Annotated in this window: 10 protein-coding genes; 7 read left to right on the top strand and 3 right to left on the bottom strand. The window is 70.3% G+C overall.

All coding sequences use genetic code 11. The features are described from left to right. Positions 1 to 10: 10 nt before the first annotated feature. Together G3I78_RS17915 and G3I78_RS17910 are read right to left on the bottom strand one after the other, a co-directional pair. Positions 11 to 2611 carry a LamG-like jellyroll fold domain-containing protein gene (locus G3I78_RS17915; RefSeq protein ID WP_164425617.1) on the bottom strand — a complete coding sequence of 867 codons (2601 nt, stop codon included), beginning with the start codon at positions 2609 to 2611 and terminating at the stop codon, positions 11 to 13. An 85-nt stretch (positions 2612 to 2696) separates the two neighbouring features. Beyond that, positions 2697 to 4151, bottom strand: a complete 1455-nt coding sequence (locus G3I78_RS17910; RefSeq protein ID WP_164425615.1) for an arabinofuranosidase catalytic domain-containing protein — start codon at positions 4149 to 4151, stop codon at positions 2697 to 2699. Positions 4152 to 4688: 537 nt separating this feature from the next. Between G3I78_RS17910 and G3I78_RS17905 the strand changes: the two genes are divergently transcribed. The 7 genes from G3I78_RS17905 to araD all read left to right on the top strand — a co-directional run bounded on the left by G3I78_RS17905 (position 4689) and on the right by araD (position 13800). Continuing rightward, positions 4689 to 5714 (top strand): substrate-binding domain-containing protein, encoded by a 1026-nt coding sequence (locus G3I78_RS17905; RefSeq protein ID WP_164426235.1) that lies wholly within the window; start codon positions 4689 to 4691, stop codon positions 5712 to 5714. A gap of 335 nt (positions 5715 to 6049) precedes the next feature. After that, entirely contained in the window at positions 6050 to 7192 is a 1143-nt protein-coding gene (locus tag G3I78_RS17900) for a substrate-binding domain-containing protein (protein WP_164425613.1), read from the top strand. A gap of 2 nt (positions 7193 to 7194) precedes the next feature. Beyond that, complete coding sequence (locus G3I78_RS17895) at positions 7195 to 8772, top strand: sugar ABC transporter ATP-binding protein (RefSeq protein ID WP_164425612.1); 1578 nt, start codon at positions 7195 to 7197, stop codon at positions 8770 to 8772. After that, complete coding sequence (locus G3I78_RS17890) at positions 8769 to 9788, top strand: ABC transporter permease (RefSeq protein ID WP_164425610.1); 1020 nt, start codon at positions 8769 to 8771, stop codon at positions 9786 to 9788. The genes G3I78_RS17895 and G3I78_RS17890 overlap by 4 nt, the downstream gene beginning before the upstream one ends. Before the next feature lie 67 nt (positions 9789 to 9855). Continuing rightward, positions 9856 to 11535, top strand: coding sequence for a ribulokinase (gene araB / locus G3I78_RS17885; RefSeq protein WP_164425608.1), 1680 nt, complete (start codon positions 9856 to 9858; stop codon positions 11533 to 11535). A gap of 14 nt (positions 11536 to 11549) precedes the next feature. Further along, positions 11550 to 13058, top strand: a complete 1509-nt coding sequence (gene araA / locus G3I78_RS17880) for an L-arabinose isomerase (RefSeq protein WP_164425606.1) — start codon at positions 11550 to 11552, stop codon at positions 13056 to 13058. Positions 13059 to 13071: 13 nt separating this feature from the next. Then, positions 13072 to 13800, top strand: coding sequence for an L-ribulose-5-phosphate 4-epimerase AraD (gene araD, locus G3I78_RS17875; protein WP_164425603.1), 729 nt, complete (start codon positions 13072 to 13074; stop codon positions 13798 to 13800). A 21-nt stretch (positions 13801 to 13821) separates the two neighbouring features. Here araD and mftG read toward each other — a convergent pair whose 3' ends face one another. Continuing rightward, positions 13822 to 15414, bottom strand: coding sequence for a mycofactocin system GMC family oxidoreductase MftG (gene mftG / locus G3I78_RS17870; protein ID WP_343243793.1), 1593 nt, complete (start codon positions 15412 to 15414; stop codon positions 13822 to 13824). Between the last annotated feature and the right edge of the window lie 165 nt (positions 15415 to 15579).

Below are 15579 nucleotides of genomic sequence, written 5' to 3'. Positions count from 1 at the left end.
CGCCTCCTTCTCAGGTCAGGGTGAGTTCCAGGACCGTGACCGAGAGCGGCGGCAGGGTCGTTGTGAAGGTCTTCCCCGCTCCGGTCACCCCCGTGGTTCTGGGGACGAGTGTGGTGGGTTCGGACAGCGTGTTCGTGGCTGTCGGGGACGGACCCGTCAGGATCGTGGCGGTCGCGGACCTCTTGACCCCCTTGGCCAGCCCCTTCAGTTCGATCGGCACGTCCAGCTTCGATGTCCCGTAGTTCACCACCGCGAGGTACACGTGCTTACCCGAGCGCGTCACCACCGTCGCCAGGCCCGGCAGAGCCCGTGCCGTCGCCGGCAGCACCGTCTCGCCCAGCCTGCTCGTGAGCATCTGCTGGGCCCAGTAGCTCGGGGAGACGTAGCTCGTGAGGTTGTCGTAGGCGATCAGATTCGTCGCCCAGACATTGTTGTTCACGTTGGAGAACAGCGGGGCGTAGCACTCCATCAACACCTGGTCGGAGTTGCGGATCAGGCCCGCCAGCCACGACGCGTCGCCCAACGCCGCGTTCAAGTCAGGAGTCGGGCGGCCCTCTTGCGCCGCCCACTCGCCCACGAACACCTTCGTCGACGTGCGGTCCCTGTTGTCGTACTTGTGGGTGGCCGCCTGCGCCGCCGACGGGGCCAAGTAGTAGTGCTCGTCGATCAGGTCCGGCGTGCGGCTCGTGACCGTCGTCGTCGCGATCAGCTTCAGGTGCGGGTACTTCGCCTTGATCGCGTCGTGGAACGTCGTGAAGCGCGCGTCGTACGAGCCCGAGCCGTCGAACCAGTCCTCGTTTCCTATCTCCACGTACTCCAGCGGGAACGGCTTCGGGTGGCCGTCGGCCGCGCGCCGGGCGCCCCACTTGCTGGTCACCGGGCCCGTCACGTACTCGATCTCGTCCAACGCGTCCTGGACATACGGCTGGAGGGCGTCGCCCGTCACGTGCTCGCCCTTCAGCGCGTAGCCCGCGAAGACCGCCAGGACCGGCTGGGCCTTCATGTCCTCCACCCAGTGCAGGTATTCCATGAGGCCCAGGCCGTCCGTTGACCAGTAGCCCCACGCGTCGTCCATGTGGCCCGGGCGTTCCCACACCGGGCCGATCGTGTTCTTCCAGTTGAAGCGGGTCGCGATCGTGTTGCCCTCCAGGAAGTTGCCGCCGGGGAAGCGCAGGAACTTCGGCTTCAGGGCGATCAACTTCTCCATCAGGTCCACGCGCAGGCCGTTGGGGCGGTTGTTGTACGTCGGCGGGAAGAGGGAGACGTGCTGGAGCCACAGCGTCCCGCCCGCGGCGGACGGGGCGGCGGTGGTGACCGTCAGCCGGGCGTCGCCGGTGACGGGGGCGTGCGCGCCGGTGCGCAGGGTCAGTTCGAAGGGGCGGTCGGGGAACGCCGTACCGATGTGCGGCACATGGGCCGAGGCGTACACCGTGCCGCCGTCCGCCGACTCGATCGACACGGTCAGCGGGCCCATGCGGCGCGACGCCTTGGCGAACAGGCGGGCGGTGTACGTGGTCCGGGGGCGCACCGGGATGCCCCAGAAGCCGTCGTTGGCGACACCGGATCGGGCCGAAGGCCCTGTACCGCTGGGCAGTTGCACCTTGAGGGAGCGGTTCAACGCCTCGTTCAGAGGGGTGGCCGTGTCCAGCGTCAGCGTCGTTCCCCCTACGGCCGACCAGTGCACCGGAGCCGTGTCGCTCGCCATCATCGAGCGGTTCTGCACCAGTTCGGCGTAGATGCCGCCCTCGCCGGAGTGGTTGATGTCCTCGAACATCAGGCCCGGGAGGATCGGGGAGACCGCGTGCGCGGGATGGGCCACGTCCACGCTGAGCAGCGGGGTCGTGGACTCCACGGGGACCCCGGCCAGCGTCGCCACCTGGTCGGAGGTGAGGGCCGTCGGGAACAGCTGTACGTCGTCGATCAGACCGTGGAACTGGTCGACCTGCCCGCCGCCGTACAGCGCGCGGCCGATCGCCGTGGCGCCCGTGCCGGCCCAGCCCGCCGTGTAAGCCGTCTCGCCTTCCAGTACGCCGTTCACGTACAGGCGGGTCACACCCCCAGCGGAGTCGCTGACGCCCACCAGGTGGGTCCACGTCCCGGCGGTCGGGGCGGAGGCGGCGGCCGCCACCGCGGCTCCTTGCGTGGCGTCCGAGGCCAGACGGGCGAAGGCGAAGGTGCCGGTGTCGTCGCGCAGACCCAGGTAGAAGGCGCTCACGGCCGTGCCGTCGATGCTCACCGCGGTCTGGTAGCCGCCGAGTTGGGCCAGGTTGACCCAGGCCGACACCGAGAACGCCTTGGACGTGTCGACCACCGGACCCGACGCGGTGGCGTTGCCGCCTGCCGTCAGGCTCAGGCTGTGGGCGCCCACCTTGCCGTCGCCCCAGCCCGCCGCGCCTTGGAGGGTGGCCGTGCGGGCGTTGCCGGACGCGTCGGCGGCGGTGGTGCCGGAGCCCTCGTCGAAGGTCCAGTGGACGGCCGGGGCGGGGAGGGTGACGGGGGTGGCCGCAGGAGCGGCGGCTGCGGGAGCGGACCCGGCGAAGGTCCCCGCCAGGGACGTGGCGCCGAGGACGGTCAGGACAGTTCTGCGGGACGGTCCGGCTTCTGAGGGCATGCGCGGTTCCTTTGTCAGAGAGAGCAAGGGGGTGAGGGGCGTCAGGTGCGAGGGCGGCGCGGGCCTGCGCCGCCCTCGCGTCAGATCACGGGGCGATGTCCCACTGCTGGCACGTGTTGTCCAACTGCTGCCACTGCCGGACCACCGTCCCGTTGGCCGTGCCGCAGTTCGTCACGTCCAGCGTCATACCGGTGTTGACGTTGGAGATCGTGTAGTGACTGCCGACCTTGGTGACGTCCCACTGCTGACACGTGTTGCCGAGCGACGCCCACAACTGGACCGCGGTGCCGTTGCTCTGCCCGCAGTTCTTGTCGTCGAGGACCGTGCCGCTGTTGACGTTGGTGATCGTGTAGTGGCCGTTGCCCGCGCTCGCGAACTTCCACTGCTGGCAGGTGTTCCCGAGCGAGGCCCAGAGGTCGATCGAAGTGCCGTTGGCGGTACCGCAGTTGACGGCGTCCAACACCTTGCCGGAGTTGGTGTTGGTCAGGCGGTACGCGGTGCCGGTGACCGGGAAGGTCGCGGCCGGGGTGGTGTAGCCGACCGAAGTGATGTTCGCCTGTACGGCGTTGTCGGCGGCGTCCGTCGGATAGCCGGACGTCATGACGCCCTCGAAGAAGGAGCCGTCGGAGCCGTTGCTGTTGTCGCCGCCGGTGCCGAGGACGATGGCGCCCTCCTTGTGCATCGGGGCGTAGCCGCTCGTCGTCGGTAGCGCCCCGTTGTAGAACGTACTGAGGGAGCCCGACTGGGAGTTGCCGCCCTTGATGGCGTACGTTGACGTGCCGTTGTTCTTCTCCATCGCGGTGACGTACTCGCTGGAGATGCCCGTGTTGCCGGAGTATGAGCCGTTGGCGCCGAAGAAGAGGCCGTTCTCCAGGTCGGCCTCGACCCAGGGGCCCGAACCGGTGCACGAGAACCAGCACTCCGTACCGAAGTTGATGGCGTCCATGTGGCCGTTGCCGGTGTCGTTGCCGGACGTCTCGGCGTTGCCGTAGTCGAAGCAGCAGCGGTTGTTGACGTGGTGGCCGCTGGTCACCATGTACGCGCCCTCGGGGGAGCTGCCGGTGGCGATGCCCGTGGTGCTGTTGTCGCGGTAGCCGACGCCGGCGGAGACGAAGACGCCGTACGCAGCGTGGCCGCCCACCGTGACCGGGAGGGCGTCGGCGATGGCGCCGACGTCCTGGCCGCCGTTGCCGCCGGGCCCCTCGATGGTCAGGTCGTTGTGGTTCGCGCTCTGGTCGTAGATCTTCGTGATGGTGCAAGTCGTGCCGGAGCAGAAGGAGTTCTGCGTTGCCGCGTTGGCGTAGCCGCCCGTGCTGAGCACGCCGATGTTCGTGGTGGCGGAGTCCGAGGCGCGCTTCACCTGGTAGAGGGAGCCGCTGTACGAGGCGTAGAGCGCTCGTGTGGTGCTGTGCGCCGCGGCGCACGGTGTCCCGGCGGACGCGTAGATGTCGCAGGGCAGGGACGAAGCGGCCGCGGCTGTGCCGGCGGTGCCCACGACCCCGGCCAGGATTCCTGCGAGGAGGGTGAGGACCGCGCCCACGGTGAGCAGGAGTCCTCTGAGGCGTCGGCGGTCTGACCCTCGACCTGGCACTCGACCTTTCACGGTGAACCTCTTCCGTCGTTGGGGAGGGGGACAGGGGATGTTGGCGCTAACATTCCGGGCCCTCGCGAGGCGTCGGTGATCCGCGGCGCGGCGGAGGGAATGGGGAGGGAGTCTGACCTGGGCACATGTTGTTCACGTGGGGTCAGTCGTGGGGGAGCGGTCGCTCTCGCGGCTCCGTCTTTTTACGGCCGGATGAATACCGGGTCAACACGGGGGGACGGTCAAGAGTGCGGAAACAAAAGCTGTGCCGTCTGTTTACTCGAGTCCGTCACCGTGCCGGAAGTGATCTTCGATGGGTCAGTAGCCGCTGGTGAGGCCGTACTTGACGAATTCCACACGGTTGCGAATTCCCGTCCCCGCGGCTTCCGGATCGCCTTGACCCTCGAAGAATGTGTGCGCTAACAATTCGTCACGACGTACACGACACGACGATGTGTGAGGAGGCGGACTGTGGACGGAGAGCGCGCACCGGTGATGGCGGACGTGGCCAGGATCGCGGGCGTCTCGCACCAGACTGTCTCCCGGGTCCTCAACGACCACCCGAACGTCCGGCCCCGCACCCGGGAACGGGTCCTCGCCGCCGTACGCGAACTCGGTTACCGGCCCAACGCCGCCGCCCGCACCCTGGCGACCCGACGCACCCGCACCCTGGGTGTCATCAGCTTCAACACCACGCTGTACGGCCCCGCTTGCATGCTCTACGGCATCGAGCAGGCGGCCAGGGAACACGAGTACTTCGTGACCGTGGCCGCGGTCGGCGCCCTCGACCGGCGTTCGGTCCTGGACGCCGTCGACCGGCTGCGGAACCAGGGTGTGGCAGGCATCGTCGTCATCGCTCCGCAGACCGCCGCGGTGGGCGCACTCGCGAACGTGCCGGCGGACGTACCCCTGGTCGCGGTCGGCTGCGGCACCCACACCGCGCTGGTCTCGGTCGCCGTGGACAACGAGGCGGGTGCCGAACTCGCCACCTCCTACCTGCTGGACCTCGGCCATCGCACGGTGCATCACCTGGTCGGACCGCGTTCCTGGCTCGACGCCCAGGAACGCGAGGCCGGTTGGCGCGCCACCCTGGAGAAGCGTGGGGCGCCGGTGCCCGATCCGCTCGTCGGCGCGGACTGGACGGCCCGCACCGGATACGAGCACGGCCGCCGGATCGCCGCCGACCCCGAGGTCACCGCGGTGTTCTGCGCCAACGACCACATGGCCCTCGGCCTGCTGCGGGCCCTCCAGCAGGACGGGCGCCGGGTGCCGGAGGACATCAGTGTCGTCGGCTTCGACGACATGCCGGAGACCGAGTATTTCGGCCCCTCGCTGACCACCGTCCGCCAGGACTTCGACGAACTCGGCCGTCGTGCCCTGCGCGCGCTGATCGAGATCGTCGGTGATCCGGACGCCGGGATCCCGGCGTCCGGCGAGAGACCCCACATCGTGATACCGCCCAGCCTCGTCGTGCGGACCTCGGCGACCCGTCCACGACACCGAACAGAGAGTCCGACATGACAGACGCCCGGTAGTACCCGGTTCGGCAACACCCCTACCAGCAGAGCCCGTTGTGCACCGCGTGCCGTGCGCAGCGCGACGCTCGGCCTCGGCCCACCGCTCCGAGCGGTCGGCGCCACCACCGTCCTGACTTACCGTCAGGCATCCCCGCGCCCTCGCCCGCGCTCACCCCGATGAGCCCCCACCAGGCGACTCCGGCGCCCTTCGCGACGCACCGCACCCAAGCAACCCACACCCGTGCCCGCTGCCACGGCACCGGCATGTCCTGCGCGGGCGCGTGCTCCCTGTCTCCCGGAACCACCGAATCAACCCACTCAGAAGGGCGTTGATCACCCATGATCCGCAGCAGAAGGTCCCGCACCCTGGCCACCGCGACCGCCGTGCTCCTCTCGCTCGCCGCCGCCGGCTGCTCCAAGAACGCGGGCGGCTCGGACGCCTCCAGCTCGGCCGGCACGAAGGCCGCCGCCCCCGTCACGCTGGCCGGTTCGGTCACCTTCAACCAGGCGAGCCTCGCCAAGCTCGACGCGGCGCTGAAGTCCGCGCTGGCCGGCAAGGACCTGTCCAAGGTCGACATCGCCATGGTCGTGAACGTCGCCGCCGATTACTGGAAGGCCGGTCAGGTCGGCTTTCTCAAGGGCTGCACCGACCTCGGCATCGCGAAGAGCAAGTGCACCTACTTCGCCCCGCCCAACGGCAAGCTGACCGAGCAGAACTCCGAGCTGGAGACGCTGCGTTCGCAGGGCGTCACCGGCTACTCGATCTCGGCGATCGACCCCACCTCGGCCGCGGGCACCATCCACACCGACGTCCAGAAGGGCATCGGTGTCCTCGCGATCGACTCCCCGCTGCCCGGCACCGACGCCGCCTCTCTCTACCTCGGCACGCCCAACTACACCGCCGGGTTCCAGGCGGGCACCGCGATGAAGCAAGTCCTCGGCGGCAAGGGCAAGGTGGCCATCCTGGTCGGCTCGCTCACCGCGTCCAACGCCACCCAGCGGATCGCCGGCTTCGAGGCCGCCCTCAAGGGCACCCAGATCACCGTCGCCCAGAAGGTCAACGACAACCTCCAGGCCAGCACGGCGACTTCGGACGCGGAGACCATCCTCGCCAACAACCCGGACGTCAACGGCCTCTACGGCGTCTACTCCTACGACGGCCCCGCGCTGGCCCAGGCCGTCACCTCGGCCGGCAAGACGGCCTCCGTGCACATCGTGTCCGACGACTCCGACGCCCAGACGCTGAAGTTCATCAAGTCCGGCGTGATCTCCGGGACCGTCGTGCAGATGCCGTACCAGCAGGGCTACACCGGGGCGTACATCCTGGCCGCGGAGAAGGTGCTGGGCAAGGACAAGACGATGGCCCTCGTCAAGCCCTATCTGGAGAAGGACGGTTCGACCCTGAGCTCCGGCGTCGGCCTGGTCACCAAGTCCGACCTGGCCGCCTACCAGTCCCTTGAGTCGCAGCTCGGGATCGGCTGAGCATGACCTCCCCGAAGACCGCCACGAAGACCGCCCCGGGCCGCGCGATCACCGCGCGGCTGCAGGGAGTTCACAAGTCGTACGGCCCTGTCCGCGTCCTCGACCTGCCCGAACTCGACCTCTACGGTGGCCAGGTGATCGGCGTCGTCGGCGAGAACGGCGCCGGGAAGTCCACGCTCATGGGCACGCTGGCGGGCTCGGTCCACCGGGACGGCGGCGAGATTCTGATCGACGGCGAGCCCCTGGTCGCGGGGTCCACCGAGGCCGCGGGGCAGCTCGGCATCGCCATGGTCTCGCAGGAGTTCCCGCTGGTCGGACAGCTCTCGGTGGCCGAGAACCTGCTCCTCGGGCGACGTCCGCGCGAGTCGAGGCGACGGCTTCTGGTGGACCGTACGGCGCAAAGGGCCGAGGCCGAGGCGATGCTCGCGGAGATCGGACTGTCCGCCGAGACCATCCCGGTGAACCGGGAGGTGCGTACCCTCCCGGTGCCGACCCGGCAGATGATCGAGATCGCCAAGGCCTGGGGCCGCGAGCCCAAGCTGCTCATCCTGGACGAGCCGACCTCCTCCCTCGGCCCGGTCGAGGCCGGGATGGTGCTGGGCCTGGCCCGCCAACTCGCCGAGCGCGGTGGCACGGTGCTGTTCATCGGGCACCGCCTGGACGAGGTGCGGGACATCAGCGACCGCGTGCTGGTGCTCCGCAACGGCAGGCTGGTCGCCGACCTCGAACCGGCCGAGGCCACCGAGGAACGGCTGATCAGGGACATGGTCGGCGGCGAGGTCGCACAGGGCGAACCCAAGGCACCGCCCGCGACCAGCCCGGTCCTGCTCCGCGCCGAGGGCCTGACCGCGGACGGCCTCGGACCCGTCGACCTGGACGTACGCGAGGGCGAGATCCTCGGCGTGGCCGGGCTGATGGGCTCCGGCCGCAGCCGTCTGGTCCACACGATCGCCGGTGCACAGCCCTCGACGGGCGGCCGGATGCTGCTGGGCGGCGAGCCGTACCGGCCGCGCGGCGCGGGGGACGGCGTGGCGGCCGGGATCGCGCTCATCCCCGAGGACCGCAAGGAGCAGTCCCTGGTCCTGTTCGCGTCGATCCGGGCCAACGTCGTCGTGTCGGTGCTCAAGCGGATCAGCACCCGGGGGCTGCTCGGCCCCGGCCGGGAACGCGCCGAGGCACGGAAGATCACCGAGAACGTCGACGTGCGGATGCAGTCGGTGGAGCAGCCGATCGGCTCGCTGTCCGGCGGCAACCAGCAACGCGCCATCTTCGGGCGGGCGTTCGCCGCCGAACCGCGCCTGCTGCTGCTCGACGAGCCCACCCGTGGCGTCGACGTCGGCGCCAAGGCGGAGATCTACAGGCTGATCGACCACGCGGCCGAGCAGGGCATGGGGATCGTGGTCGCCTCCTCCGAACTGGAGGAACTGCTGTGGATCTGCCACCGGATAGCGGTGATGAACCACGGGCGGGTGGTCGAGGTCATCGACCGGGCCGACGCCACCAAGGAGCGGATCATGACGGCCGCGGCCGGTACCGCTCCCCTCACGGAACACCAAGTCACGAACGGAGCCACAGCATGAGCGCGCAGAGCACGCTCACCTCGAACGAGGTCGCGCCGCCGACCCGTTCGGCCGCGAAGACCCTCGCCCGCAGACTCGCCGCCTCCCCGGAGGCCGGCGTGATCATCGCCTGCGTGGTGGTCTTCGTGGCGATCGCCGCCAACGCGGAGACGTACACGGCGGTGGGCAACCTCCAGGTGATGGGCCGCGACCTGTCCCAGGTCGGCATCCTCGCCATCGGCGAGTCACTGGTCATCCTGACCGGCGGAATCGACCTGTCGGTGGGTGCCCTGGCCGGTCTCGCCGGCATCCTCGCCGGCTGGATGAACGTCAACGAGGGCCTGCCCGCGCCCCTCGCGATCCTGTTCACGCTGGTGATCACCGCGGGCGTCGGCCTGTGGCACGGCGTCATGGTCACCCGCCTCAACGTGCCACCCTTCGTGATCACCCTGGTCACCTACACCGTCGCCCAGGGCACCGCCCTCGCGATCACCAGCGGCTCTCCCATCAACAACCTCGACCCGCTGTTCAGCAACCTGAGCCAGTACTACCTGGGCCAAGTCCCGGTCCCCGCACTGTTCTTCGTCGGCGCCGCCGCCGTCGCCTGGTTCGTCCTGGAGCGCACCTACGTGGGCCGGCAGATCTACGCGGTCGGCGGCAACAAGGAGGCCGCCCGGCTCGCCGGCATCCCGACCGCCCGCCGGATCACCTCCACCTACATCGCCAGCTCCGCCCTCGCGGGACTGGTCGGCATCCTCGTGATCGGCCGTATGAACGTGGCCGACCCCTCCGTCGGCGCGGGCTGGGAACTGACCGCGATCGCCGCGGCGGTGGTCGGCGGGATGTCACTCTCGGGCGGTGAGGGCCGTATCGCGGGCATCGCCGCGGGCGCCATCCTGCTGGAGTTCATCACCAACGGCCTGCTCGCGCTCAAGGTCAGCCCCTACGACCAGCAGGTCGTCCAGGGAGCGGTCCTCGGCGTGGCCATCCTGCTCGACCGGGCCCGCGCTCGTTACTTCGGCAGGAGCCGGAGCTAGGACGCCGGTTCGCCTCTCCGACGGAGACAGCAGGCCACAGACCGCAGATCGACATGAGGAGGCGCCGGTGAACGCCGGACACGAGACAGCCACCCACCCCGAACCCTGTGTCGTAGGAGTCGACTTCGGGACGCTGTCCGGACGGGCCGTGGTGGTCCGGGTGGGCGACGGCGCGGAGTTGGGCACGGCCGAGCACGCGTACCGGCACGCGGTCCTGGACCGTGAGCTGCCGGACGGCACGGGACTGCCACCGGACTGGGCCCTCCAGGTGCCGTCCGACTACATCGACGTACTGCGCCAAGCGGTACCCGCAGCCCTCGCGGCGGCCGGCGTACGGCCCGCGCAAGTCATCGGCATCGGCACGGACTTCACCGCCTGCACGGTGCTGCCGGTCCTGGCCGACGGCACCCCACTGAGCGAACTGCCCGGCCTGTCGCAACGTCCGCACGCCTACGTCAAGTTGTGGCGCCACCACGCGGCCCAGGCCCAGGCCGACCGGATCACCGCGCTCGCCGCCGAACGCAAGGAGCCGTGGCTGCCGCGGTACGGCGGGAAGATCTCGTCGGAGTGGGAGTTCGCCAAGGCCCTCCAAGTGCTGGAGGAGGACCCCGAGATCTACGACCGCACCGAGCGGTGGGTGGAGGCGGCGGACTGGATCGTGTGGCGGCTGTGCGGAACGTACGTCCGCAACGCCTGTACGGCCGGGTACAAGGGGCAGCTCCAGAACGGCGGTTACCCCTCCCGTGCCTATCTCGAAGCCCTGAACCCCGGCTTCGCCGACTTCGTGACCGACAAGCTGGAGCATCCGATCGGCCAACTCGGCTCCCGGGCGGGCGGGTTGACGGCCGAGGCGGCGGCCTGGACCGGACTGCCCGAGGGCATCGCGGTGTGCGTGGGCAATGTCGACGCCCATGTGACCGCGCCCGCGGCCGGTGCGGTCGCGCCCGGGCAGATGGTGGCCATCATGGGCACCTCGACCTGCCACGTGATGAGTTCCGACCGCGACGAGACCGTGCCGGGCATGTGCGGGGTGGTCGACGGCGGCATCCTGCCCGGCCTCTGGGGATACGAGGCCGGGCAGAGCGGCGTCGGGGACATCTTCGGCTGGTTCGTACGCACCGGTTTCCCCGCCGCGTACGCCGAAGAGGCCGCCGCACTCGGTCGTGACCCGCACGAACACCTGACGGCCCTCGCCGCCGCCCAACGGGTGGGCGAGCACGGGCTGATCGCGCTGGACTGGCACAGCGGCAACCGTTCCGTGCTGGTCGACCACGACCTCAGCGGCGTGGTCGTCGGCCTGACGCTGTCGACCCGGCCGGAGGACGTGTACCGCGCCCTGCTGGAGGCCACCGCCTTCGGCACCCGGACCATCATCGAGGCGTTCGAGACGGCCGGGGTGCCGGTCGACGAGCTGATCGTCGCGGGCGGGCTCATGAAGAACAAGCTGCTCATGCAGATCTACGCCGACGTCACCCGCCGTCCCCTCGGCGTCATCGGCTCCACGCAGGGGCCGGCACTCGGCGCGGCGATGCACGCGGCGGTGGCGGCCGGGGCGTACGACGACATCCAGGCCGCCGCCCGGTCCATGGGCAAGGCCGACCGAGGCGTCCACCGGCCGGACCCGGAACGCGCCGCCGCCTACGACCGCCTGTACGCCGAATACCGGCTGCTGCACGACTACTTCGGCCGCGGCGCCAACGACGTCATGCACCGGCTGCGCCGCCTCCGCGCCGAAGCCTCCTCCTGAAAGGAACGACCCCCATGGACACCCACACCCCCGACCACGAGATCTGGTTTCTCACCGGCAGCCAGGGCCTGTACGGCGACGACGTCCTGCGCCAGGTGGCCGAGCAGTCCCGGAGCATCTCCGAGACCCTCGGCCGCCCCGGCAAGGTCCCGGTCAAGATCGTGTGGAAGCCGGTCCTCACCGACGCGGACGCCATCCGGCGCATCTGCCAGGAGGCCAACGCCTCCGACTCCTGCGTGGGTGTGATCGCGTGGATGCACACCTTCTCCCCGGCCAAGATGTGGATCGCCGGCCTGAGTTCGCTGGACCGGCCCCTGCTGCACCTGCACACGCAGTACAACCTGTCGCTGCCCTGGCCGAGCATCGACATGGACTTCATGAACCTCAACCAAGCCGCCCACGGGGACCGGGAGTTCGGGCACATCGAGTCCCGGGTCGGCGTCGACCGCAAGATCGTCGCCGGTCACGCCACCGACCCCAGAGTCGTCCGCCGGGTCTCCGCCTGGGCACGGGCCGCCGTCGGCCGCCACACCGCACGCACCCTGCGACTGGCGCGCTTCGGCGACAACATGCGGGACGTCGCCGTCACCGAGGGCGACAAGGTCGAGGCCCAGCTGCGCTTCGGCTTCTCCGTGAACACCTACTCGGTCAACGACCTGGTCGCCGTCGTCGACGCCGTCCAGGACAAGGAGGCCGCCGAACTCGCCGACGAGTACTGTGAGTTGTACGACGTCGTCCCGGCCCTGCGCCCGGGCGGCATCCGCCACGACTCGCTCCGCTACGCGGCCCGCCAGGAACTCGGCCTGCGCGCCTTCCTCTCCGAGGGCGGGTTCACCGCGTTCACCACCAACTTCGAGGACCTGGGCGGACTTCGCCAGCTCCCGGGCCTGGCCGTGCAGCGCCTGATGGCCGACGGGTACGGCTTCGGCGGCGAGGGCGACTGGAAGACCTCGGCGCTGCTGCGGGTGATGAAGGTGATGGGCCAGGGACAGCCCGGCGGCACGACCTTCATGGAGGACTACACCTACCACCTGGGCCCCGGCACCCCTCGCATCCTCGGCGCACACATGCTGGAGGTCTGCCCCTCCGTGGCCGCCGCCCGCCCCCGCTGCGAGATCCACCCCCTCTCCATCGGCGGCCGCGAGGACCCCGTGCGGCTCGTCTTCGACGCCGCCCCCGGCTCCGCCCTGGTCGTCGGCCTGGCCGACCTCGGCGACCGCTTCCGCCTGACCGCCAACGAGGTCGACGTCGTCGGTCCCAGCGAGCCCCTGCCCCACCTCCCCGTCGCCCGGGCGGTGTGGAAGCCGCGCCCCTCCCTCGCCGAGTCCGCCGAGAGCTGGCTGCTGGCCGGCGCCCCGCACCACACCGTCCTCAGCTCGGCCGTCGACGCCGAGACGCTGACCGACTACGCCGCCATGACCGGCGTAGAACTGCTCACCATCGGCGCGGACACCAATGTCGAGCAACTCGCCAAGGAGATCCGGTGGAACGCCGCGTATCACCGACTCGCCCAGGCGCTGTGAGGAGGGGACCGCGATGACCACAGCCGTCCGCAAGGGCCTGCGCGAAGAGGTCCTGGACGCCAACCTGGCCATTCCCCAGGTCGGCCTGGCAACCCTGACCTGGGGCAATGTGAGCGGGGTCGACCGGGAGGCGGGGGTCTTCGTCATCAAGCCCTCAGGCGTGGCGTACGACGACCTGACGCCGGACCACCTGGTGACGGTCCGGCTGTCCGACGGCAAGGTCGTCGACGGCGACCTGCGCCCCTCCACCGACACGGAGACCCACCGCTGCCTCTACCTGGCCTTCCCCTCCATCGGCGGCGTCACCCACACCCACTCCACCCACGCGGTCGCCTTCGCCCAGGCCCGCCGCGACATCCCGGTCCTCGGCACCACCCACGCCGACACCTTCAACGGCCCCATCCCCTGCACGCCCGACCTGACCGCCGAACAGTGCGCGCGGGACTACGAGTACAACACCGGCCGCGTCATCGTGGACCTCCTCAAGGAGGACGACCGCCGGGCGACCGAGGTCCCCGCGGCCCTCGTCGCCAACCACGGCCCCTTCACCTGGGGCCCCACCGCCCGCAAGTCCCTCGAACACGCGATCATCTGCGAAGCGGTGGCCGACATGGCCCTCCACACCCTGTCCCTGTCCCCGACGGCCCCGCCCCCACCCCACCTCCTGGCCCGCCACTACACCCGCAAGCACGGCCCGGAGGCGTACTACGGCAATCCGGGGATGCCGGTGACTCCCGGCTGACCCCGCCCGCGGCCGAGCCCCTCAGCCCAGTCCGTCACGCATGGCCCCAGCCACCAGTTCACCGATGAGCACCGCCGTCGCCGCAGGCCCGCGCAGTGGGGCGGTGGGGAGGATCGAGGTGTCCGCCACGTGTAGTCCGGTGAGTCCGTGGAGTCTGCCGTAGGGGTCGACGGCGGGGCCCATCGGGACTGTGCCGCAGGTGTGTTGGGCGGTGCCGAGCCGGGCAGCCGTCCAACGGTCCAGTGCCCGGTCGTCGTCGAGTACGTGCGAGGACGGTTCGAGCAGTCCCGGGGAGTGTCTCCGGAACGCCCGGGTGGCGAGCAGTGCCGCGGTCGTGCGGATGACTTCTCGCAGGGCGCGTCTGTCGTCGGGGGTTCGCAGGTAGTCGTAGTCGATGCGTGGCCGTGTCGTCGGGTCGGCGGAGACCGTGCGCAACCGGCCGTGGGAGCGGGGGGATTGGACCGATACGAGGAAGGCGAGGGGTGCGCCGGGGGCGGTGGGCGTGCCGTCGGTCAAGGCCGTCAGGGGGACCAGGGATTGAAGGATCTCCAGGTCGCCGGGGTACGCGCCGCCGGACGACGACAGGTGCAGCGCTCCGCCGAGCCAGGTGCGGGAGGGAGCTTCCAGTGGTCGGCGGGGTGTCCACTCCAGCACGATCTGCGGGTGGTCGCTGAAGTGGGCGCCGATGGCTGGGAGGTCCTGGACGACGGGTATGCCGGCGCGTTCGAGATCGGCTGCCGGGCCGATGCCGGAGAGGTGCAGAAGGTGCGGTGAGGAGAAGGCGCCCGCGCAGAGCACGACCTCGTCGGCGGCCACGAAGGCGCGTCGGCCGGACCTTTCGACGATCACGCCGGTGGCGCGGCCCCGCTCGACGACGACCCGGAGGACCGTGCTGGCGCCCTCCACCGCGAGGTTGGGGCGTTCCAGAGCACCCAGGAGATGGCTGATCCCGGTGTTGACGCGCAGGCCGTCCGCGCAGTTGCAGGGCACCGGGCCGAACCCGGGCGGGGAGTCGGCGTTCTTGTCGGGTTCGGAGGGGAAGCCCAGTTCGCGGGCGGCATCGCGGAAGGCCGCTGCGGCGGGGTGCTTCAGCTCCGTCCGGCGGACCGGCAACGGGCCTGTGCCGCCGTGTAGTTCGTCGGCGCCGTGGTCCAGGTCGTTCTCCAGGCGGCGCATCAGCGGAAGCATCCGGTCGTACGACCAGGCGTCGCCACCCACGGTCGACCACCGGTCGAAGTCGGCGCGCCGGGCCCGGACGAAGTACCCGCCGTTGACCGTGGTCGAGCCGCCGAGGAAGCGCCCGCGGGGCACGGCGTACGGACGCGAGGGGGTGAGGTGCACCGGGTAGGAGTCGACGCCGAGGTGGCCGAGCCGCGCGCCGGGTACCAGCCCGGCGTCCAACAGGGCCGGTGCGAAGGCGGAGACGCTGCGGGGGACCGGTCCGGCTTCGAGCAGCAGCACGCGGCGGCCGGGGTCCTCGCTGAGCCGGGCCGCGAGCACAGCACCGGAGGAACCGGCCCCGACGACCACGACGTCCGGCCGCCTCAACTGACCGTGTGCGGACGGGTCGTGTGCGGATGAATCGTGCGGGTCATGCGCGGATGAATCGTGCACGGCTGAATCGTGCGTGTCACCCCGGCACGGCCTCCGCGCCCCTCGCAGGAAGTACCCACGGCCACCGCCCCCTTCCTTTTTGACACTTGGTGCCATTAGTCTCCGGAAACGATACCGGGCGATCCGCGGTGCACGACCTCGCCGTCGCCGGAAACCTTTCGAGGA

This window comes from Streptomyces sp. SID13726, from assembly GCF_010548375.1.
GTDB lineage: Bacteria > Actinomycetota > Actinomycetes > Streptomycetales > Streptomycetaceae > Streptomyces.
Note: the sequence above shows the minus strand (reverse complement) of the source record. Positions and strands in the feature narration are given on the sequence as shown.